Origin of the sequence: Streptomyces sp. NBC_01478, assembly GCF_036227225.1 — a bacterium.
Lineage (GTDB): Bacteria > Actinomycetota > Actinomycetes > Streptomycetales > Streptomycetaceae > Streptomyces.
The window spans coordinates 10,788,130-10,808,355 of the sequence record NZ_CP109444.1; the positions used below are offsets into that span (position 1 = coordinate 10,788,130).

Below are 20,226 nucleotides of genomic sequence, written 5' to 3' on the forward strand. Positions count from 1 at the left end.
CCGGCTCACCTGACCCGCGCCCGATGGATCGCCCCCGCCGCCTCCGTCAGCGGACCGCCCGTCCCGCCCCACCGCAGCGCGACGATCTCGGCGGCGACGGACACGGCCACCTCCTCGGGCGTACGGGCGCCGAGATCCAGGCCGACCGGGGACCGCAGCCGGGCCAACTCGCCCTCGCCGAGGCCGATTTCGAGCAGTCGCCGCATCCGCTCGTCATGGGTGCGGCGGCTGCCCATCGCCCCGATGTACGCGGCCGGCCGGCGCAGCGCCTCCTCCAGCAGCGGTACGTCGAACTTCGGGTCGTGGGTCAGGACGCAGATCACCGTGCGTTCGTCGGTGTCCGTGCCGCGCAGATAGCGGTGCGGCCAGTCCACGACCACGTCCACGCCCGCCGGGAAGCGCTTCGGCGTGGCGAACACCGGGCGGGCGTCGCACACGGTGACCCGGTAGCCGAGGAAGTCGCCGATCCGGGCGACCGCCGCCGCGTAGTCGATCGCGCCGAAGACCAGCATCCGGGGCGGCGGCGCGAAGGAGTGCAGGAACACGGTGACGGAGTCCTCACGTCGCTCGCCGCGCGGCCCGTAGTGCCGCAACCCCGTTGCCCCGAGGGCGAGTTCACCACGGGCGTCGGCGGTGACCGCCACATCGAGGCCGCTCGTGCCGAGGGTGCCGTCCACTCTGTCGGGCCAGACGGCGAGTGTGGCGCCGCGCGCTGCCGGGCCGCCGACGACCGTCGCCACGGTCACCGGTTCGTGGGCCGCGACCGACCGCGCGACCGCCCCGAACGCGGGATCGGCCTCGGGTGTGACCGGCCGTACCAGCACGGTGATCTCGCCGCCGCAGGTGAGCCCGACCGCGAAGGCGTCCTCGTCGCTGTACCCGAAGGTCTCCAGCCGTGCCTCGCCGCTCGCCACGACCTCCCGCGCCAGCTCGAAGACCGCGCCCTCGACACAGCCCCCGGACACACTGCCCACGACCTCGTCGTCCGGGCCGACGGCCATGGCCGCACCGGGGTCGCGCGGCGCGCTGCGGCTGACCGCGACGACGGTGGCCAGACCGAACGGATGCCCTGCCGCGTACCAGCGACCGAGCTCCGGGAGCATCTCCCGCACGCCGTGCTCCTCTCACCGTCACAGTCCCTGTACGGACGTTAATCCGTTGGCGTCGCCGCCGCCGCTCTGCTGCACTGATCGGCGGCAGTCACCGACGACCGAGGAGCACCGAGATGCGCGCACCGTTCATGTCCACCCCGGAAGGAACGCCCCCCTCATCGAAGGACATGACACCAGGTGCACTTGCTCAACCTCGGAATCCTCGCGCACGTAGACGCGGGTAAGACCAGCCTGACCGAGCGGCTGCTCCACTCCGCCGGTGTGATCGACGAACTCGGCAGCGTCGACGACGGGAACACCCGCACCGACACCCTCGCGCTGGAGCGGCGTCGCGGTATCACCATCAAGTCGGCCGTCGTCTCGTTCCCGGTCGACGACGTGACCGTCAACCTGATCGACACCCCCGGCCACCCGGACTTCATCGCCGAGGTGGAGCGGGTGCTCGGCGTGCTCGACGGCGCCGTGCTGGTCGTCTCGGCCGTCGAGGGCGTCCAGCCGCAGACCCGCGTCCTGATGCGCACACTCCAGCGGCTGCGCATCCCGACGCTCCTCTTCGTCAACAAGATCGACCGGCGCGGGGCACGCTACGGGGATCTCCTGGCCGCGCTCTCCGAGCGGCTCAAGGCGGCGGTCGTCCCGATGGGCTCGGTCGAGGGCCTCGGCACCCGCGAGGCCGGCTTCCTGCCGGGCCTCGGCCCCACCGCGCCGGCCGTCCTCGCCGACCACGACGAGGAACTGCTCACCGCGTACGTCGAGAACACCGTGTCCGACGACCTCCTGCGCGCGGCCCTCGCCGCCCAGACCCGCCAGGTCCTCGTGCACCCCGTCTACTTCGGCTCCGCCATCACGGGCGCCGGCGTGGACGCGCTGATCACCGGCGTCAGGGAACTGCTCCCCGCCGCCCAGGGCGACCCCCAAGGCCCGCTCTCCGGCACGGTGTTCAAGGTCGAGCGCGGCCCGGCGGGGGAGAAGGTCGCGTACGCGCGGATGTTCTCCGGCACGCTGCGCACCCGCGACCGGATCACCTTCGGCGACGCGGGGAAGGAGGGCAAGGTCACCGCGGTCAGCGTCTTCGACCACGGCACGGACCTCGCCTCCGACTCCGTCCCGGCGGGCCGGATCGGCAGGCTGTGGGGCCTCGGCGAGATCAGGATCGGCGACGCGATCGGCGTACCGAGGAAGGCGTACGAGCACGTCTTCTCGCCACCGACCCTCGAAACCGTCGTCGTCCCGGGCCCGGACGCCGACCGGCGGGCCCTGCACCTCGCGCTCACCCACCTCGCCGAACAGGACCCGCTGATCGGCCTGCGCCACGACGAGGTGCGTCAGGAGACCGCCGTCTCGCTCTACGGCGAGGTTCAGAAGGAGGTCGTCCAGGACACGCTCGCCGACGAGTTCGGGGTGCACGTCACCTTCCGCGAGACGACTCCGCTGTGCGTCGAGCGGCCGGTCGGCACGGGCGCGGCGGTCGAGTTCAACAAGAAGGACCCGAACCCGTTCCTCGCCACGGTCGGCCTGCGGGTCGCCCCGGCCCCGGTCGGCTCGGGCGTGCGGTTCGCGCTGGAGGTCGAGCTGGGCGCGATGCCGTACGCCTTCTTCAAGGCCGTCGAGGACACCGTGCGCGAGACGCTCGGGCAGGGGCTGCACGGCTGGCGGGTCACCGACTGCGTGGTCACCATGACGCACTCCGGCTACTCGCCCCGGCAGAGCCACGCCCACCAGGGCTTCGACAAGAGCATGTCGAGCACGGGGGCCGACTTCCGCGGGCTGACCCCGCTCGTCCTCGTCGAGGCGCTGCGGCGGGCGGGGAGCCAGGTGTACGAGCCGATGCACCGGTTCCGCGTCGAGGTACCGGCCGACACCCTCGGCGCCCTGCTGCCGGTCCTCGCGGGGGTGCGAGCCGTGCCGGGGACCACCGAGACGCAGGGGGCGCTGTGTGTGCTGGAAGGGGTGGTGCCGGCGGCCCAAGTGCACGGGCTGGAGCGGCAGTTGCCGGGGCTGACGCGTGGGGAGGGCGAGTGGGAGAGCGCCTTCGACCACTACGCGCCCGTCGCGCAGGGCACCGTTCCGGAGCGGGCGCGCACCGACCACAACCCGCTGAACCGGAAGGAGTACCTGTTGAACGTGACCCGCCGTGTGGCCTGAAAGGTGTCAACAGGGCTGGTAGAGCGCAGACTTACTCGTGAGTCAGAAGTGTTGACAGTGTCCGGAAAGCACCGGACTGTAGTGGACATGACGAATGTCCGGGCGCGTTTGCTCGTTGTCCTGGTTGTCCTCTGCGGATTCCTGTCGGTGCTGGGCGCTGGACCCGCCACCGCCGCCACCCCAACCGACTCCCTCTGGTTCGACGGCTCAGCGCTGACCGTGCAGAACGGCAGCTTCGTGGACGGTTACGGCCGCCAGGTCGTGCTGCGCGGCTACAACGTCTCCGGTGAGACCAAACTGGCGGAGAACGACGGGCTCCCCTTCGCCTCGGTCGCCGACGCGAAGAAGTCCGCGACCGCGCTGCGCGCCCTCGGCGGCGGCAACTCGGTCCGCTTCCTGCTCTCCTGGGCCTACGCCGAACCCGTCCGCGGCCAGGTCGACACCACGTACCTGGCCGCCGCCACCGCGCAGATGCAGGCGTTCCTCGACGCCGGCATCCGCGTCTACCCCGACTTCCACCAGGACCTCTACTCCAAGTACCTGTTCAACAGCGGCAGTTGGTACACCGGCGACGGCGCCCCCAAGTGGGCCGTGGCGCTGGGGAGTTACCCTCAGGAGTCCTGCGGGATCTGCCTCTTCTGGGGCCAGAACATCACCCAGAACTCGGCCGTCACCAAGGCCCAGTACGACTTCTGGCACAACAACTACGGCCTCCAGGACTCGTTCCTCGTCACCGCCCAGTCGACCATGACGTACATCCAACAGCACCTGACCACCGAGGAGTTCGCGGGCGTCGTCGGCTTCGACCCGTACAACGAGCCCTTCGCCGGGACCTACGACTCCGGTCAGACCAGCCGCACTTGGGAGCAGAACCTGCTCTGGCCGTTCTATGTGAAGTTCCGGGCCCGGATGGACGCGGCCGGCTGGACCGCCAAGCCCGCCCTCGTCGAACCGAACCTCTTCTGGAACTCCAACATCTCCAGCCAGGTGCAGGTGGGCGGACTCCTCGACGCGGGCACGCTCGGGTCGCGCTATGTCTTCAACACCCACTTCTACGACCAGAAGGCGATCTCCGGCATCCTGATGTGGGGCAACGCGGCCGACGGCCAGTACGCGACCGACTTCGGGACGGTCCGTGACCGGGCCACCGCGGCCGGCACCGCCGCCGTCGTCAGCGAGTTCGGGCATCCGCTGTCCGGAACGGTCTCGGGCAAGGCGCCGACCGTCCTCAAGGCGATGTACCAGGCCCTCGACTCCCGTCTGCCGGGCGCCAGTTGGTGGTCCAACCCGGCGGGCTCCGGTCCGGTCCTGTCCGGTACGCAGTGGCAGTGGGACATCTACAACGGCCGCCACAGCGAGCTGATGAACGACAACCCCGACAAGGTGATCACCTCCGGCGACGCCTGGAACGACGAGGACCTCTCGGCCGTCGACATGACCGACTCCGGCACGGTGACACTCCGTCAGGACGCCCGGCTGCTCGACCGGATCTACCCGAGCGCGACCGCCGGCACCACGGTCGCCTTCACCTACGAGGACCGCTCCCGCGACGGCTCGACGACCCTGACCTGGAACCCGGTCCCCAGCACCCTCCCGAACGTGTCCTCGCTGGTCGGCTCCGGCCAGTACGGCCTGCTGATGTGGCGCTCCAACAGCTCCACCGCGCCGACCGAACTCCACCTCCCGGCGTCCTTCCCGGCCGCGTCCACCACCGTGGTCTCCGACCTGGGAGCGATCTCGGGTGTCCCGGCGTACACCTCCTCCACCCCGGTCGGCTACGCCAACGAGCCCGGCGGCACCGGCAGCCACCGGCTCCTGCTCTCCGCCACCGGCTCGGGGACCCTGCACTACGCCCTGATCACCAACGGCGCGTCGAGCCCCTCCTCGACGCTGCTGAGCGCGGCCAAGTCCGAACTGGCCACCTGGGCGGCATCGCACAGCTGACAAACGCAACGGCACCGATCCCCTCGGGGACCGGTGCCGTTGACGGTCGCTCAGCTCGCGGACGGGCTCGTCCAGTCGGCCTGCACATGGCCCAGCCGTACGCGCTGCGGATGGTCGCCCACCGGAACGGAGAGCACCTTCTGCCCGGTGGCGAAGTCGATGGCCGTCACCTGGTCGGCGCCGGCCTCCGAGATGACGCAGTCCTTGCCGTCGCCGCTCACGGTCGCCCAGTACGGCGTGGACGCCGTGACGAGCGGGCCCTCCTGGAGGGTGGCCCGGTCCACGACCGTCGCGTAGTTGTCCATCGTCCCGGCGACGCACAGCTTGGTGCCCTCGGGGTTCATCGAGATGCCGTGATGACGCGAGTCGAGCAGCCAGGTGGTGCGGTCGGTGCTGGTCGCGGGGTTCGCCGGGAGCGTCTTCACGCGGGTGATCTTGTCGGTGGCGACGTCGTACTCCAGGAAGCCGTTGAAGAACGACACCTGGAAGTACAGCTTGGACCAGTCCGGACTGAATGCCGCGGGACGGACCGCGTCCGAGAAGTTCGTGAGGCCGATCGCGTCCAGCCGGTCCCGCATGTCGATGATCTTGACCTGCTTGAACGTGGTGGCGTCGACGACGGTGATGTGCCGGTCGCCCTTGGTCCAGTCCCAGGCCGGATCGTCGAGGGAGGTGGTGACCTCGCCGATCGCCATGTTCCAGATGTACTTGCCGCCGTTGGTGAAGACGTTCTCGTGCGGCTTGTCGCCGGTGGCGAACTCGCCCACTTCGGCGCCGGTGTCGATGTTCAGCACCTGCACCTTGTTGGCGGTCGAGGCCGAGACGGCGACGCGGGTGCCGTCGGGGGAGACCGCCATGTGGTCGGCGCGGTAACCGGCCACAGGGAAACGCCAGTTGATGGTGTCGGTGGCGAGGTTGATCGACACGACGTCGGCGAAGCTGGGGCGGGAGACGACGACGGACTTGCCGTCCGGCGTGGAGTACATGTCGTCCACGTACTGGTCGTGTCCCTGTCCGACCTCGTTGTGGATGGACGTGTAGTAGATCCACTTGATCGGATCGGCGTTGATCTCCGCCAGTCGCGCCGCCTTGTCGGGGACGATGTTGATCTCCCCGATCTTCGCGAAGTCGCCGGTGGACTTGATGACGTCCGCGGTGCCGTCCCAGTTGTTGCCGACGAACAGCACCTCGCGCAGAGCGGCGGAGGAGTCGGCTGTGGCGGCCGTCGCGGGAGCGGCTACGGTCAGGACGAGGGCGGCGGCCATGGAGCAAAGGTGCCTGGGTCTGAAGGCAGGCATGACTGCTCTCTTCTGTGAGGTGAGCGGGTGCCGGGTGGGGTGAAGGAATCTGAACACGCGCGAATTCAGAGTGAACTTACTGAAAAGTAAGGAGGGACCCCCTTCTCCGCAAGACTGTGGACACGACAAGATTGGCCGTGGCCGACGAGACAGGGGTGTGACAGTGACGGGCAGGCTCAAGGCGCCGACGGGCCGCTACGGCGGCAAGTCCGCCGAGCAACGGCAGGTCGAGCGGCGCGGACGCTTCCTGGACGCCGCGCTGCAGTTGTTCGGCGACACCCCCGGCTACCGCGCCACGACCGTCGCCGCCCTCAGCGAGGCCGCGGGACTGTCCACCCGGCAGTTCTACGAGGAGTTCCGCAGCCTGGAGGACGTCCTGGCCGCCCTCCACCTCCAGGTCAACGACTGGGCCGAGGAAGCCGTACTCGTGGCGCTGAAATCCGCGGAGGGCCTGTCGCTCGTCGAGCGGTCCACCGCGATCTTCCAGGCGTACGCCGCGAACGTCACCGTCGACCCGCGCCGCATCCGCATCACCTTCGTGGAGATCATCGGCGTCAGCGCCCGGCTGGAGGAACAGCGGCTGGCCCGCCGCGCCCGCTGGATCAACCTCATCTGCACCGAGGCGCGCGCCGCCGCCCAGCGCGGCGAAGCCGCCCGCCGCGACTACCGCATCGCCGCGACGGCGTTCATCGGCAGCGTCAACGGCCTGCTCCACGACTGGAGCGCGGGCTGGGTGGACGCCACGCTGGACGAGGTCGTGGAGGAACTCGTGCGACAACTGCTCGGCATCATGCAGCCGCCCGGCTGGAGAGGCTAGACCGAGTCGTCGTCGTGCGCGGCGTGCTCGTCCAGACGGCGGGCCAGCGCGCGGACGAGGTCGCGCAGGGCGGCGGGGCGTTCGATGACGAACGGACGGTCGAGGGCGGCGAGGACGGCCGGGATCCAGTCCAGCCGCTCGGCCCGGATCCGGACGCCGACCCAGTCGGTGTCCTCGTCGGGCGTGGTCACGGTGGCGATCTCCGCCGGGAGATGCCGGCGAATGTGCCGCACACCGCCCCGGATCCGCAGTGATACGTCGTGGGTCCACGGCGTCCGCGCGAGGCCGTCCAGCACCGTGGCCGCCGGATCGAACTCCGTCGGGGCGGTGAACGAGCCGGACCGGACACGCAGAGTGGTGACGCGGTCCAGGCGGAAGGTGCGTATCTCGCCGACGGCGGGGTCGGCGCCGGTCAGATACCAGCGCCCGGCATGCGCCACCAGGCCGTAGGGCAGAACCGTACGGTCGCTGTCGCGGCCCTTGCGGTCGGTGTAGCCGATCGTCACCGGCCGTCGATGGAGTGCTGCCTCGGCGAGTTCGAGCAGCACGTCCGTCTCCGGGGCGTCGGCGGGCCGGGGGCGCGCGGTGAAGTCGGCGGTGTCCAGCAGGGCGTCGAGGCGTCGGCGCAGGGCGGCGGGCAGGACCCGCAGCAGTTTCGCCGTGGCGCTCTCGCTCGCCGCGGCGGACGCGGTGCCGAGCCCCGCCCTGCGCCCGGCCAGCAGCCCGAGCACCACGGCCAGGGCCTCCTCGTCCGTGAGCATCAGCGGGGGCATCCGATAACCGGGAGCGAGCCGGTAGCCGCCGTAGCGGCCACGCACCGAGTCGACCGGCACACCCAGTTCCAGCAGATGGCCGACGTAGCGGCGGACCGTGCGCTCGTCGACGCCCAGCCGGGCGGCCAGGTCGGGGACGGTGCGCAGGCCGCCGCCCTGGAGGATCTCCAGCAGGGCGAGCACACGCGCGGTCGAGGTGGTCATCCCGAAAGTCTGCCTCGGATACCGGGCGGAAGCTGTCCGGTATCGGTCCTAGCGTGAGGGACGCCGGCTCGTCCGGTAGCCCATAGGACCTCCTCTGTCAGGAAGCCGCCATGAACTTCGTCTCGATCCGCGTCATCACCGACGACGTCGCCCGACTCGTCGGGTTCTACGAACAGGTCACCGGCGTCCCGGCCGCCTGGTCGACCCCCGACTTCGCCGAACTCGCCACGCCCGCCTGCACGTTGGCGATCGCGAGTACTCGCACCGTGGCCCTGTTCGGCACCGGCTCCGCACAACCCGCCGCCAACCGCTCGGTGATCACCGAGTTCCGCGTGCCGGATGTCGACGCCGAGTTCGAGCGCCTGGCGCCCCTCGACTGCGAGATCGTCCAGAAACCGACGACGATGCCGTGGGGCAACCGCTCCCTCCTCTTCCGCGACCCCGACGGCAACCTGATCAACTTCTTCACGCCGGTCACCGCCGAGGCTGTAAAGCGGCAGCAGCGCTAGGCCAGCGCGCCCAGGGCGGCCAGCACCGGCGCGACCCCGTCCTCGGCGCGCACCCGGTCACCGAGAGCCCGCGCCCGCTCGGCGTACCCCGGGTCACGGGTGGCCCGTACCAGCGCGGCAGACAGCGAGTCGGCGGTCAGGCCGCGCAGGGGCACGACACCCGGAGCCACCCCCAGGGCGACCAGGCGTGCCGCCCAGAAGCCCTCGTCGAACTGGATCGGCACCGGCACGGCCGGCACCCCCGCGCGTAGCCCGGCCGCGGTGGTGCCCGCGCCGCAGTGGTGGACCACGGCCGCCATCCGCGGGAACAGCGCCGCGTGCGGGACCTCGCCCACGGTCAGGACGTCGTCACCGGCCGCTTCGAGGCCGCCCCAGCCCCGCTGGATCACCCCGCGCAGCCCGGCCCTGCGCAGCGCGCGCACGATCTCGGCGCTCAGCCGCTCCGGGTCGGGCACGGTGGCACTGCCGAGCCCCACGAAGACCGGAGCAGGGCCGGAGTCGATGAAGTCCCGCAGCTCGGAGGGGAGTTGGGCGTCCGTGTCGTACGGCCACCAGTAGCCCGCCACCGTCAGCCCGGGCCGCCAGTCCGCCGGGCGGGGCACGATCAGCGGGCTGAAGCCGTGCTGGACGGGCCAGTCGTGCTTCTCCCGGGACCGGAGCGCGGCGCCGGGCCGGGTGCGGGGCAGGCCCAGGCGGGTCCGCACCTCCGGTACGGCGGTGGTGAAGACGTGCTCCACCGCCCGGGTCACCGCGTGCCCGGCGGCCCGGTTGCCGACCGCGCCCCAGGAGCCGCCGCCGAGCATCGGCGGTGCGAACTCCCTTGTGGGTGTGAGGGGTTGCAGGTACACGCCCATACTCGGCAAGGACAGCCCCTCGGCGATGGCATGCCCCAGCGGCCCCAGTGAACTGGACAGCAGCAGCACGTCACTCGCCCGCGCGGCCGTCAGCAGCTCGTCGGTCATCCGCCCGACCAGCGTCCGCGCCATCGTGACCACCCGCAGCAACTTGCCCCCGCCCGAGGCGCTGCGATGCAGCCCGCGCCCCCGCGAGGACTCCAACTCGGCGCGGGGGTCCAACGGAAGAGGATGGAAGCCGACGCCCGAGCCCGCCACCAGGGGCGCGAAACCGCCGTGGGTGACGAGGGTGACCTCGTGGCCCGCCCGGGCCAGGGCATGCCCGAGTCCGGTGTAGGGGGCCACGTCGCCCCGGGATCCCGCTGTCATGATCGCTACGCGCACGCCGCTCAGTATCGCGCCCGGTGGCCGACGCGTGGGGGATCCAGCCGCGATTCCAACTGCCCCTCGTGTCACAGCCGTTGACTTCGGCCCGGGGCAGCTCTAGTTTCAGCGCGCCGTTTCGTTCGGCGACCCGATCCCGGTTCGAAATATCGGCAAAGGAGCCGCATGTTCCGCACCCCCATCCTGCGCGCCTTAGCGATGGCCGCAGCGGCAGTCACCCTGCTTCTCGTCACCAGACCCGCCCCCGTGGACCCCCTCCAGACGGCCCCGGTCGCCTCGACGACCCGTCAGATGGCCGTGCCCACCGCCCCGATGGGCTGGGCCTCCTGGAACAGCTTCGCCGCGAAGATCGACTACAGCGTCATCAAGGCACAGGTCGACGCGTTCGTCGCCGCGGGCCTCCCGGCGGCCGGCTACAAGTACATCAACATCGACGAGGGCTGGTGGCAGGGCACCCGCGACAGCGCGGGCAACATCACCGTCGACACCAGCGAGTGGCCCGGCGGGATGAGCGCCATCGCCGCCTATATCCACAGCAAGGGCCTCAAGGCCGGCATCTACACCGACGCCGGCGCGAACGGCTGCGGCTACTACTACCCGACCGGCCGCCCCGCCGCCCCGAACACCGGCAGCGAGGGCCACTACGACCAGGACATGCTCCAGTTCTCCCAGTGGGGCTTCGACTTCGTGAAGGTCGACTGGTGCGGCGGCGACGCAGAGGGCCTCGACGCGGCGACGGCGTACAAGGCGATCAGCGCCTCGGTCACCAAGGCCACCGCCACCACGGGCCGCGCGCTGGCCCTCTCGATCTGCAACTGGGGCTACCGGAACCCCTGGAACTGGGCCCCCGGCCTGGCCCCCATGTACCGGACGAGCACGGACATCATCTACTACGGCAACGCGCCGTCGACGACGAACATGCTGTCCAACTTCGACCAGGGCCTGCACCCGGCCGCCCAGCACACCGGCTACTACAACGACCCCGACATGCTGATGGTCGGCATGACCGGCCTCACCGCCGCGCAGAACCGCACCCACATGGCGCTCTGGGCGATCTCCGGCGCACCCCTCCTCGCCGGCAACGACCTCACGACCCTCACCACCGAGACCACCGGCATCCTCACCAACCCCGAGGTCGTCGCCGTCGACCAGGACGCGCGCGGCCTCCAGGGCGTGAAGGTCGCCGAGGACACCACCGGACTCCAGGTCTACGGCAAGGTCCTCTCGGGCCTCGGCAACCGCGCGGTCACCCTCCTCAACCGCACCTCCTCCGCCCAGAACATCACCGTCCGCTGGTCCGACCTCGGCCTGACCACCGCGTCCGCCACCGTCCGTGACCTGTGGTCCCGCACCAACATCGGTTCCTACGGCACGAGTTACACGGCGAGCGTCCCGGCCGGCGGCTCCGTGTTCCTGAAGATCAGCGGCGGCACCGAGGCGGCGAGCACCAACTACACCGCCACCTCGACCGGCAAGTACACCGCCGTCAGCGCGGCCAGCACCGGCCTGAACGTCGTCGACGTCACCTACACCAACACCGGCTCGACGGCCCTCACCGGCACCCTCCAGGTCAACGGCCAGACCGCGACGACGGTCTCCTTCCCGCCGACCGGCTCCAGCGCGGGCACGATCTCGGTGCAGGCCGACCTGTCCAAGGGGTCGGCCAACTCCCTGACCTTGACGGGCAGTTCACTCCCGACCCTGGGCACGGTCAACGTCCAGCAGATCCCGGGCACCAACGGCTCCCTGGTCGTCGGCACCGGGTCCGGCCGCTGCGCCGACGTCTACAACAACACCATCACCAACGGCACCCAGGCCGAGATCTGGGACTGCAACGGCGGCCAGAACCAGGCCTGGACGTACACCTCCCGCAAGGAACTCGTGGTCTACGGCAACAAGTGCCTGGACGCCTACAACAACGGCACCACCAACGGCACCAAGGTCGTCATCTGGGACTGCAACGGCCAGAACAACCAGAAGTGGACCGCCAACTCCGACGGCACCCTCACCAACGTCAACGCGGGCCTGTGCCTGGACGCGTCCGGTGCCGCCACGGCCAACGGCACCCTGCTCATCCTGTGGACCTGCGGCACGGCGAACAACCAGAAGTGGACGCTGACTTAGCCGTAGCGGCGTGAACCGTCCGGGCGGCCCGCACCGGCCGCCCGGACGGACACGCACCTGGACGCTCCGATCACACCCCGAGCTGTCGGGCGGCGGCCGTCACGGTCTGTTCCAGCAGCGTGGCGATCGTCATCGGGCCGACGCCGCCCGGCACCGGCGTGATCAGCGAGGCGCGTTCGGCGGCGGAGTCGAAGTCGACGTCGCCGATGTTGCCCGCGTTGTAGCCGGCGTCGAGGACGACCGCGCCGGGCTTGATGTCCTCGCCCCGGATCAGTCGGGCGCGGCCCACGGCGGCGACCACGATGTCCGCCTCCCGGACCACCGCGGAGAGGTCCCGGGTGCGGGAGTGGCAGTAGGTGACCGTCGCGTCCCGGGCCAGCAGCAGCATCCCGGCCGGCTTGCCGAGGATCGCGCTGCGGCCGACCACGACGGCCCGCTTGCCGGACGGGTCGACGTCGTACTCGTCGAGCAGCCTCATGATGCCGCCGGGCGTGCAGGACACGAAGCCCGGCAGGCCGAAGCTCATCGCCGCGAAGGACGCGAAGGTCACGCCGTCCACGTCCTTCTCCGGCGCGATCGCCTCGAACGCGGCCCGCTCGTCGATGTGTTCACCCATCGGGTGCTGGAGCAGGATGCCGTGCACGCCGGGGTCGGCGGAGAGCGCGGTGAGGGCCGCGACCAGCTCGGCGGTGGTCGTGGTGGCGGGCAGCTCCACGCGCCGCGACTCGATGCCGGCCTTGCGGCTGCGGTTCTGCTTCATCCGGACGTAGGTGACGGAGGCCGGGTCCGCGCCGACCAGAACCGTCGCCAGACAGGGCGCCGTACCGGTGCGCTCCGTGAGGTCGGCGGCCTTCTTCGCGGTGTCCTCGACGATCCGCCGGGCGAGCGCGGTGCCGTCCATGAGCCGTGCCTGGGACATGATCCACTCCTGAGCTGGTTGACCAATCGCCCAGGCGCACGGCATCGACTCCGCGTGGGCCGCTCCACGGTGGTGCTCCACCTCAGCGCCAGTCACGACCCACGAACAGCCTAACCGAGAGATCTACGGCCGTCAGGACCCGTTCTCCGAAGGTGGTGCCGTCGGGTCGACACCGGCCAGGAAGTCGCGGGCCTGCGCCGCGAGGCGTGGCGCCCCGACGGCCTCCGCCCAGCGGGCGATCTCCGTCGCGAGTGCCCTGGCCCCGGCCTCGTCGCCGGAGTCCCGGGCCAGCACGGCGAGCAGCAACTGCTGGGAGAGCGTGCCGGGGACCGTGCCCGCGCCGGCGCCCAGCGTGGTCGCCCGGCGCCAGCGGTCCAGGGCCAGGTCGTGGTCACCGGCGTCGTGGTCGTGGTCGCCGAGGTGGCGCAGGGCCTCGCGGGCCAGCAATGGGTCGTCGCCCGACTCGGCGGCGCGCAGTGCGGACGCGTAGTGGGAGGGCGCGTTCGCCAGGTCGGCGAAGTGGTTGTCCGTGATGAGGCCGAGGTACATCTCCGCCCAGCCCCGGCGCCCCTCGTCCGGGGCGCCGTCCCGTAGCGCCGCCGCCTCGCGGAGCAGGGACGCGAGGGCTTCCGGGTCCTTTCCGTCCGGGCCCAGCCGGAGCCGGCCGTCGACGACGAGCAGCCGGCGGTAGGTGTTCCGCAGCCGTGCGAAGTCCACGTCCCAGTCACCGCCCGGGAACTCCTTCTCGGCCGCCTCGATACGTGCCGTCGCGGTGTCCGTACCCGCGAACCAGTCCTGTTCCAGGGCCACTTGGGCGGCGGCGCGGGCGACCCGCGCCCGGAGGTCCGGCTCGTCGGCGGTGCACGCGTCCAGCAGGCGGGATGCGCGCTCCCATCGTCCCGTCACGCTCAACTCGTGTGCGGCGGCGATGAGTTCTTCGACGGGAATGACCGCGTTCGCTGTGAATGCCATGACGGGGAAGGTAGTTATGCGAAAAACTATCCACAAGAAAACCACTGCGGGAGGCAGACGTGGAGGACTCGGTCGACCGGCACGTGGCACTCTGGGCGAAGGAACTCCCCTGGATGGACCCGGTGAAGGAGCAGGTCTTCTTCCGGCTGGCGATCCTGGCCCGTCATGCCGGTCAGGCGCGGCGGGACGTGCTCGACGCCGACGGGCTCAAGCAGTGGCAGTTCAAGGTGCTGCTCATGCTGCGCAGGCTCGGGCCGCCGTACGAGACGAGCCCGTCACGGCTGGCGGAACTGCTGGGCCTGACGCGTGGGGCGCTCTCCGCGCGGCTGGCGGCCGTCGAGGAGGCGGGGCTCATCGCCCGTACCCATGAGACGGGGGACCGGCGGCGGGTGCGGGTGCGGCTCACCGACGCCGGATACGCAGTCCTCGAGGAGCACGTGGCGGCGGAGGAAGCGGGCGAGCTCGCGCTGCTCGCAGCACTGAACCCAGCAGAGCGGCGGACGCTCGCAGACCTGCTGCGGAAACTGGTGCTCGCCGTCGAGTCCTAGCGGTGCCGGCGGGTACCGTACTCGCCGAGAAGGTCCAGGTCAGCCGGGTGGTGACCCGGACCTTCGGCACCAATCCCGCTAGCCGTCCCATGCCTGGATCATCGTCTGCCGGGTGATCTTGCCGTCGTCCAGCACGAGCATCGACTCGGCCAGGACACGGGTCCCGTCCGCGTACTGACAGGACTCGCTGTAGGCGACCCGGTCCCCCTGGACGACGCACTCCTCCAACTTGTGTGTCATGTCGCGGCTGTAGACGTCGGCGAGCATCGCGCCGATCTCGTCCCGGCCGTGCAGGACCTTGGGGTGACTTGGCTGGGTCTGGTGGTCGACGACGTGGATCTCGGCGTCGTCCGCGTAGAGCGACAGAAGTGTCGCCGCTGTGTGGTCCTCGATGCCCCGGCGCAGGACTTCGGTGTCGAAGCCGGGGCGTGCCGCAGTGCCCATGGTGACCTCCTCGGAGGGCCGCGGCCCGAACAGGAGCGAGCCGCGGCTGGCCTCTCCTACGAGACTCCTCCGCCGCGCCGGGGTCGGCAAACCGAGCGGCGCACTCCTCCTGACGGGTGAGCGGCGCCCGGCGCCCGTGACCGCGTGGCCGCCGTCCGCGTTGCTGCAAGCATGATCTCAACACGACGTATCGCCGCCGCCGTTGGTCTCGCCGTCGGGGTCACCGGCCTCGTCGCGCCGATGGCGAACGCCGCCGACGCGCCCGCCTTCAAGGACGGCAAGATCAGCCCGGTCGCCCTGCTGGACTCGCTCGCGGTGAGCGAGATCCCCGCCGAGCACCAGGCGCAGATCCCGAAGGTCGCCGACCAGATGAAGGCGCTCAACCACGTGAACGACCTCCAGCAGTTGCACCAGGTCACCGACATGGCCGCGCCGGTGACGGGACTCCTCCCCGCCGTCGAGTAGTGAGACCGCGCAGCGCGCAGACCCCGAGGGCCGTCCGGAAACGGGCGGCCCTCAGTCGTGGGGCGGGATCAGCCCGCCGTCGCCAGGAACTGGGTCGCCGCCAGCTCCGCGTACAGCGGATCGGCGCTCACCAGCTCCCGGTGCGTGCCCACCGCGCGGACCCGGCCCGCGTCCATCACGACGATCCGGTCCGCCATCGTCACCGTGGACAGCCGGTGCGCGACGACCAGGACCGTCGTCGTACGGGCCACATCGGCGACGGTGTCACGCAGGGCCGCTTCGTTGACCGCGTCCAACTGCGAGGTCGCCTCGTCCAGGAGCAGCAGCCGGGGATGACGCAGCAGGGCGCGGGCGATCGCGACGCGCTGGCGCTCGCCGCCCGAGAGACGGGTGCCGCGATGGCCGACCAGGGTGTCGACGCCCTTCGGCAGCCGGGCGACCAGGCCGTCCAGGCGGGTCGTCCTCAGGACCCGGGCGACGGCGTCGTCGTCCGCGTCCGGGTTGCCGAGCAGCAGGTTGTCGCGCAGGGAGCCCGACAGGACCGGCGCGTCCTGCTCCACATAGCCGATGGCGGACCGGAGCCCGGACAGCTCCCAGTCCGCGAGGTCCCGGCCGTCGAGGGTGATGGCCCCGGACTCGGGATCGTAGAAACGCTCGATGAGGGAGAACACGGTGGTCTTGCCCGCGCCGGACGGGCCGACGAACGCCGTCATGCCCTGGGCCGGCACCTCGAACGTCACGCCGTGGTGGACGTAGGGCAGGTCGGCGCCGTAGCGGAAGCGGACGTCGTCGAAGGCGAGGGCCGCGGGTTCGGCGCCGGGGGAGGGCAACTGGGCGGGCAGGGACGGGGGTTCGGCGGGGAGCTGGAGCGCCTCCTGGATGCGGGAGAGGGCCGCGGCGCCCGTCTGGTACTGCGTGATCGCTCCGACGACCTGCTGGATGGGCATCATCAGGTAGAAGACGTAGAGGAGGAACGCGACCAGTGTGCCGACGTCGATCGCGCCCGTCGCCACCCGCGCCCCGCCCACCGCGAGCACGGTGATGAACGCGATCTGCATCGACAGGCCGGCCGTATTGCCCGCCGCCGCCGTCCATTTGGCGGCGCGGATGCTCTGCCGCCACGACTCCTCGGCCGCCGCGTGCAGGGTGCGCTCCTCGCGGTCCTCGGCGCCGGACGCCTTCACCGTGCGCAGCGCGCCGAGGATCCGCTCCAGCGAGGCACCCATCACACCGATCGCGTCCTGCGCCTGCCGGCTGGCCCGGTTGATGCGCGGCACGATCACGCTGAGCACGATGCCCGCACCCACGATCACGCCGAGGGTGACGGCCAGCAGTACAGGGTCGACCAGGCCCATCATCACCACGGTCGCGACGAGGATGAGCCCTTCGGTGCCGAGGCCCACCAATGAATCGGTGGTGACCTCGCGCAGGAGCGTGGTGTCGGAGGTGATGCGGGCCATCAGGTCGCCGGGCTCGCTGCGGTCCACGGCGCTGATCCGCAGCCGCAGCAGATACGACGACAGGGCCCGGCGCGCGCCGAGCACCACCGACTCGGCGGTGCGCCGCAGAACGTATGAACCCAGCGCGCCCAGCGCCGCGTTGGCGACCACCAGCGCCGACATCACGAGCAGCGCCCCGGTGATCGTCCGGTCGTGCGACAGATCGTCGATGAGGCCGCGCGCGACCAGTGGCAGCAGCAGTCCGGTGCCCCCGGTGACCAGCGAGAGGAGCGCACCCGCCAGCAGGGCCCAGCGGTGCGGCCGTACGTAGTCGAGGAGCAACCGCCAGGCCGGCGGGCCGCTCTGAGTCCCTGTGTTTACCACGGTGCCCACGGCGCTCCCTGCGAGTCGGTCGGAGCATTCAGGCTACGTCGGCCGACGCGCGTGCCGACCGGGGCGGTGGCGGTGACGGCCCTGGCTCCACGCATGGGCCTTACCGATCAGTCACGCGTAGGGTCGGAGGCAGGGACAACGGCTGACGAAAGGGTTCAGGACCATGGCGCAGGAAGTACGCGGCGTGATCGCACCGGGCAAGAACGAGCCGGTCCGGGTCGAGACGATCGTCGTACCCGACCCCGGACCCGGTGAGGCCGTGGTGAAGGTACAGGCCTGCGGGGTCTGTCATACCGACCTGCACTACAAACAGGGCGGCATCAGCGACGACTTCCCCTTCCTGCTCGGCCACGAGGCCGCGGGTGTCGTGGAGTCGGTGGGGGAGGGCGTCACCGACGTGGCCCCCGGTGACTTCGTGATCCTCAACTGGCGTGCCGTGTGCGGGAATTGCCGCGCCTGTCTGCGTGGCCGTCCCTGGTACTGCTTCAACACCCACAATGCCAAGCAGAAGATGACCCTCGCCTCGACCGGCCAGGAACTCTCCCCGGCCCTGGGTATCGGAGCCTTCGCCGACAAGACGTTGGTGGCCGCCGGACAGTGCACCAAGGTCGACCCGGCCGTCTCCCCGGCGGTCGCCGGGCTGTTGGGCTGTGGGGTGATGGCCGGTATCGGCGCCGCCATCAACACGGGCAACGTCGGCCGCGGTGACACGGTCGCGGTCATCGGGTGCGGTGGTGTCGGTGACGCGGCGATCGCCGGGTCCCGGCTCGCGGGCGCGGCGCGGATCATCGCCGTGGACATCGACGACCGGAAGCTGGAGAAGGCCCGCTCCATGGGGGCCACGCACACCGTCAACTCGAAGACGAGCGACCCCGTCGAGGCGATCCGTGAGCTGACCGGCGGCTTCGGCGCCGATGTCGTGATCGAGGCGGTCGGCCGCCCGGAGACATACCAACAGGCCTTCTACGCCCGGGACTTGGCGGGCACGGTCGTCCTCGTCGGTGTTCCCACGCCGGAGATGAAGCTCGAACTCCCGCTGCTGGACGTCTTCGGACGCGGTGGCGCGCTCAAGTCGTCCTGGTACGGCGACTGCCTGCCCTCCCGCGACTTCCCGATGCTCATCGACCTGCACCAGCAAGGCCGCCTGGATCTCGCCGCGTTCGTCACCGAGACCATCCAACTCGACGAGGTGGAGAAGGCGTTCGAGCGGATGCACGGCGGCGACGTGCTGCGTTCGGTGGTGGTGTTCTGATGGCCGCGCGCATCGAACACCTCGTCACCTCAGGGCAGTTCACGCTCGACGGCGGCACCTGGGACGTCGACAACAACGTGTGGATCGTCGGCGACGACCACGAGGTCGTCGTCATCGACGCCGCACACGACGCCGACGCCATCCTCGCGGCGATCGGCGACCGCCGCCTCACCGCGATCATCTGCACCCACGCCCACAACGACCACATCGACGCGGCGCCCGAACTCGCCGACCGCACCGGCGCCACGATCTGGCTGCACCCCGACGACCTGCCCCTGTGGAAGCAGACCCACCCCGACCGCGACCCCGACGCCCATCTCGCCGACGGCCAGGTCGTCGAGGCCGCGGGCGCCGACCTGACGGTCCTGCACACGCCCGGTCACGCGCCCGGCGCGGTGTGCCTGTACGACCCCGGGCTCGGCACGGTCTTCACCGGTGACACCCTCTTCCACGGCGGACCGGGGGCCACGGGACGGTCGTACTCCCACTTCCCGACCATCATCGACTCCATCCGCGACCGCCTGCTGACCCTCCCGCCCGAGACGAAGGTGCTCACCGGACACGGCGACTCGACGACCGTGGGGGCCGAGGCTGCGCACCTGGAGGAATGGATCGCGCGGGGCCACTGAGACACCGGGAAATACCCGACAGAAGGTGTCCGGCTTCCCCTGCACGATCGGCATGACACACGTCGAACGAGCACGGGAGGCCGGACATGCCGGGGCCACTGGAAGGCAAGATCGCACTGGTCGCGGGGGCGACACGCGGAGCGGGACGCGGGATCGCCGTGGAACTGGGCGCGGCCGGCGCCACCGTCTACGTCACCGGCCGCAGCACCCGCGCCCGGCGCTCCGAGTACGACCGGCCCGAGACGATCGAGGACACCGCCGACCTCGTCACCGCGGCCGGCGGCCGGGGCATCGCCGTCCCCACCGACCACCTGGACCCCTCGGCCGTACGGGCCCTCGTCGACCGCATCGACGACGAACAGGGCCACCTCGACGTCCTCGTCAACGACATCTGGGGCGGCGAGCACCTCTTCGCCTGGGACACCCCCCTCTGGGAGCACGACCTCGACAAGGGACTGCGCCTCCTCAGGCTCGCGGTCGAGACGCACGCGATCACCAGCCACCACGCGCTGCCCCTGCTGCTGCGCGGGCCCGGCGGCCTGGTCGTCGAGATGACCGACGGGACCGCCGAGTACAACCGCGACACCTACCGCGTCTCCTTCTTCTACGACCTCGCCAAGTCGTCCGTCCTGCGCATGGCGTTCGCCCTCGGCCACGAACTCGGCCCGCGCGGCGCCACCGCCGTCGCACTGACCCCGGGCTGGCTGCGCTCGGAGATCATGCTCGACCAGTTCGGCGTGGGCGAGGAGAACTGGCGCGACGCCCTGGAACGCGTCCCCCACTTCGCCATCTCGGAGACCCCGCGCTACGTCGGCCGCGCCGTCACCGCCCTCGCCGCCGACCCCGAAGTGGCCCGCTGGAACGGGCAGTCGCTGTCCAGCGGCGGGCTCGCCCCGGTGTACGGCTTCACGGACCTCGACGGGAGCCGCCCGGACGCCTGGCGGTACCTGGTGGAGGTGCAGGACGTGGGGAAACCGGCGGACGTGACCGGGTACCGGTGA

Annotated in this window: 18 protein-coding genes and 1 riboswitch; of the genes, 10 read left to right on the forward strand and 8 right to left on the reverse strand. The window is 70.9% G+C overall.

Annotation, left to right across the window (positions count from 1 at the left end; translation table 11 throughout):
* Positions 1 to 5 precede the first annotated feature (5 nt).
* On the reverse strand, positions 6 to 1,112 hold the full coding sequence (locus tag OG223_RS47895) for an XdhC family protein (RefSeq protein ID WP_329263450.1): 1,107 nt from the start codon (positions 1,110 to 1,112) through the stop codon (positions 6 to 8).
* 177 nt (positions 1,113 to 1,289) lie between these two features.
* Between OG223_RS47895 and OG223_RS47900 the strand changes: the two genes are divergently transcribed.
* A complete protein-coding gene (locus tag OG223_RS47900; RefSeq protein ID WP_329263452.1) occupies positions 1,290 to 3,257 on the forward strand; it encodes a translation factor GTPase family protein in 1,968 nt (655 codons plus the stop codon).
* Positions 3,258 to 3,344: 87 nt separating this feature from the next.
* Positions 3,345 to 5,201, forward strand: coding sequence for a cellulase family glycosylhydrolase (locus tag OG223_RS47905; protein ID WP_329263454.1), 1,857 nt, complete (start codon positions 3,345 to 3,347; stop codon positions 5,199 to 5,201).
* 50 nt (positions 5,202 to 5,251) lie between these two features.
* Here the strand turns inward: OG223_RS47905 and OG223_RS47910 are convergent, their stop codons facing one another.
* Positions 5,252 to 6,499: a YncE family protein gene (locus OG223_RS47910; RefSeq protein WP_329263455.1), complete on the reverse strand. Its 1,248-nt coding sequence runs from the start codon at positions 6,497 to 6,499 to the stop codon at positions 5,252 to 5,254.
* A gap of 163 nt (positions 6,500 to 6,662) precedes the next feature.
* Here OG223_RS47910 and OG223_RS47915 point away from each other — a divergent pair, with 163 nt between their 5' ends.
* Positions 6,663 to 7,316 carry a TetR/AcrR family transcriptional regulator gene (locus tag OG223_RS47915; protein WP_329263457.1) on the forward strand — a complete coding sequence of 218 codons (654 nt, stop codon included), beginning with the start codon at positions 6,663 to 6,665 and terminating at the stop codon, positions 7,314 to 7,316.
* Here OG223_RS47915 and OG223_RS47920 read toward each other — a convergent pair.
* Complete coding sequence (locus tag OG223_RS47920) at positions 7,313 to 8,293, reverse strand: helix-turn-helix transcriptional regulator (protein WP_329263459.1); 981 nt, start codon at positions 8,291 to 8,293, stop codon at positions 7,313 to 7,315. The genes OG223_RS47915 and OG223_RS47920 overlap by 4 nt on opposite strands.
* A 110-nt stretch (positions 8,294 to 8,403) precedes the next feature.
* On the opposite strand from OG223_RS47920, the gene OG223_RS47925 reads away from it, so the two are divergent.
* The gene (locus OG223_RS47925) at positions 8,404 to 8,802 is read left to right on the forward strand and encodes a VOC family protein (RefSeq protein WP_329263461.1); all 399 of its coding nucleotides are present in this window, start codon (positions 8,404 to 8,406) and stop codon (positions 8,800 to 8,802) included.
* Here OG223_RS47925 and OG223_RS47930 read toward each other — a convergent pair.
* Entirely contained in the window at positions 8,799 to 10,025 is a 1,227-nt protein-coding gene (locus OG223_RS47930; RefSeq protein WP_329265851.1) for a glycosyltransferase, read from the reverse strand. The genes OG223_RS47925 and OG223_RS47930 overlap by 4 nt on opposite strands.
* Before the next feature lie 180 nt (positions 10,026 to 10,205).
* Here OG223_RS47930 and OG223_RS47935 point away from each other — a divergent pair, with 180 nt between their 5' ends.
* Positions 10,206 to 12,164 (forward strand): ricin-type beta-trefoil lectin domain protein, encoded by a 1,959-nt coding sequence (locus OG223_RS47935; protein WP_329263462.1) that lies wholly within the window; start codon positions 10,206 to 10,208, stop codon positions 12,162 to 12,164.
* 70 nt (positions 12,165 to 12,234) lie between these two features.
* Here OG223_RS47935 and OG223_RS47940 read toward each other — a convergent pair whose 3' ends face one another.
* Together OG223_RS47940 and OG223_RS47945 are read right to left on the reverse strand one after the other, a co-directional pair.
* Positions 12,235 to 13,083, reverse strand: coding sequence for a bifunctional 5,10-methylenetetrahydrofolate dehydrogenase/5,10-methenyltetrahydrofolate cyclohydrolase (locus OG223_RS47940; RefSeq protein ID WP_329263464.1), 849 nt, complete (start codon positions 13,081 to 13,083; stop codon positions 12,235 to 12,237).
* Positions 13,084 to 13,104: 21 nt separating this feature from the next.
* A riboswitch (ZMP/ZTP riboswitch) is annotated at positions 13,105 to 13,189 on the reverse strand.
* Between the two features lie 26 nt (positions 13,190 to 13,215).
* Positions 13,216 to 14,055: a hypothetical protein gene (locus tag OG223_RS47945; protein WP_329263466.1), complete on the reverse strand. Its 840-nt coding sequence runs from the start codon at positions 14,053 to 14,055 to the stop codon at positions 13,216 to 13,218.
* 59 nt (positions 14,056 to 14,114) lie between these two features.
* Here OG223_RS47945 and OG223_RS47950 point away from each other — a divergent pair, with 59 nt between their 5' ends.
* A complete protein-coding gene (locus tag OG223_RS47950) occupies positions 14,115 to 14,603 on the forward strand; it encodes a MarR family winged helix-turn-helix transcriptional regulator (RefSeq protein ID WP_329263468.1) in 489 nt (162 codons plus the stop codon).
* Between the two features lie 78 nt (positions 14,604 to 14,681).
* Here OG223_RS47950 and OG223_RS47955 read toward each other — a convergent pair whose 3' ends face one another.
* On the reverse strand, positions 14,682 to 15,047 hold the full coding sequence (locus OG223_RS47955) for a nuclear transport factor 2 family protein (RefSeq protein WP_329263470.1): 366 nt from the start codon (positions 15,045 to 15,047) through the stop codon (positions 14,682 to 14,684).
* Positions 15,048 to 15,218: 171 nt separating this feature from the next.
* On the opposite strand from OG223_RS47955, the gene OG223_RS47960 reads away from it, so the two are divergent.
* Complete coding sequence (locus OG223_RS47960; RefSeq protein WP_329263472.1) at positions 15,219 to 15,512, forward strand: hypothetical protein; 294 nt, start codon at positions 15,219 to 15,221, stop codon at positions 15,510 to 15,512.
* 68 nt (positions 15,513 to 15,580) lie between these two features.
* On the opposite strand, the gene OG223_RS47965 is transcribed toward OG223_RS47960, so the two are convergent.
* The gene (locus OG223_RS47965) at positions 15,581 to 17,335 is read right to left on the reverse strand and encodes an ABC transporter ATP-binding protein (protein ID WP_329265852.1); all 1,755 of its coding nucleotides are present in this window, start codon (positions 17,333 to 17,335) and stop codon (positions 15,581 to 15,583) included.
* Positions 17,336 to 17,507: 172 nt separating this feature from the next.
* Here OG223_RS47965 and OG223_RS47970 point away from each other — a divergent pair, with 172 nt between their 5' ends.
* The 3 genes from OG223_RS47970 (at position 17,508) to OG223_RS47980 (ending at position 20,226) form a co-directional block, all read left to right on the forward strand.
* On the forward strand, positions 17,508 to 18,596 hold the full coding sequence (locus OG223_RS47970; RefSeq protein WP_329263473.1) for an S-(hydroxymethyl)mycothiol dehydrogenase: 1,089 nt from the start codon (positions 17,508 to 17,510) through the stop codon (positions 18,594 to 18,596).
* On the forward strand, positions 18,596 to 19,225 hold the full coding sequence (locus OG223_RS47975) for an MBL fold metallo-hydrolase (protein ID WP_329263474.1): 630 nt from the start codon (positions 18,596 to 18,598) through the stop codon (positions 19,223 to 19,225). Before OG223_RS47970 ends, OG223_RS47975 begins: the two co-directional genes overlap by 1 nt.
* Before the next feature lie 86 nt (positions 19,226 to 19,311).
* Positions 19,312 to 20,226, forward strand: coding sequence for an SDR family oxidoreductase (locus OG223_RS47980; RefSeq protein ID WP_329263475.1), 915 nt, complete (start codon positions 19,312 to 19,314; stop codon positions 20,224 to 20,226).

Coding starts and splice junctions, on each gene's coding strand:
- OG223_RS47905 (WP_329263454.1), top strand. CDS start 3,345: ATGACGAATGTCCGGGCGCGTTTGCTCGTTGTCCTGGTTGTCCTCTGC.
- OG223_RS47910 (WP_329263455.1), bottom strand. CDS start 6,499: ATGCCTGCCTTCAGACCCAGGCACCTTTGCTCCATGGCCGCCGCCCTC.
- OG223_RS47920 (WP_329263459.1), bottom strand. CDS start 8,293: ATGACCACCTCGACCGCGCGTGTGCTCGCCCTGCTGGAGATCCTCCAG.
- OG223_RS47925 (WP_329263461.1), top strand. CDS start 8,404: ATGAACTTCGTCTCGATCCGCGTCATCACCGACGACGTCGCCCGACTC.
- OG223_RS47930 (WP_329265851.1), bottom strand. CDS start 10,025: ATGACAGCGGGATCCCGGGGCGACGTGGCCCCCTACACCGGACTCGGG.
- OG223_RS47935 (WP_329263462.1), top strand. CDS start 10,206: ATGTTCCGCACCCCCATCCTGCGCGCCTTAGCGATGGCCGCAGCGGCA.
- OG223_RS47940 (WP_329263464.1), bottom strand. CDS start 13,083: ATGTCCCAGGCACGGCTCATGGACGGCACCGCGCTCGCCCGGCGGATC.
- OG223_RS47945 (WP_329263466.1), bottom strand. CDS start 14,055: ATGGCATTCACAGCGAACGCGGTCATTCCCGTCGAAGAACTCATCGCC.
- OG223_RS47955 (WP_329263470.1), bottom strand. CDS start 15,047: ATGGGCACTGCGGCACGCCCCGGCTTCGACACCGAAGTCCTGCGCCGG.
- OG223_RS47960 (WP_329263472.1), top strand. CDS start 15,219: ATGATCTCAACACGACGTATCGCCGCCGCCGTTGGTCTCGCCGTCGGG.
- OG223_RS47970 (WP_329263473.1), top strand. CDS start 17,508: ATGGCGCAGGAAGTACGCGGCGTGATCGCACCGGGCAAGAACGAGCCG.
- OG223_RS47975 (WP_329263474.1), top strand. CDS start 18,596: ATGGCCGCGCGCATCGAACACCTCGTCACCTCAGGGCAGTTCACGCTC.
- OG223_RS47980 (WP_329263475.1), top strand. CDS start 19,312: ATGCCGGGGCCACTGGAAGGCAAGATCGCACTGGTCGCGGGGGCGACA.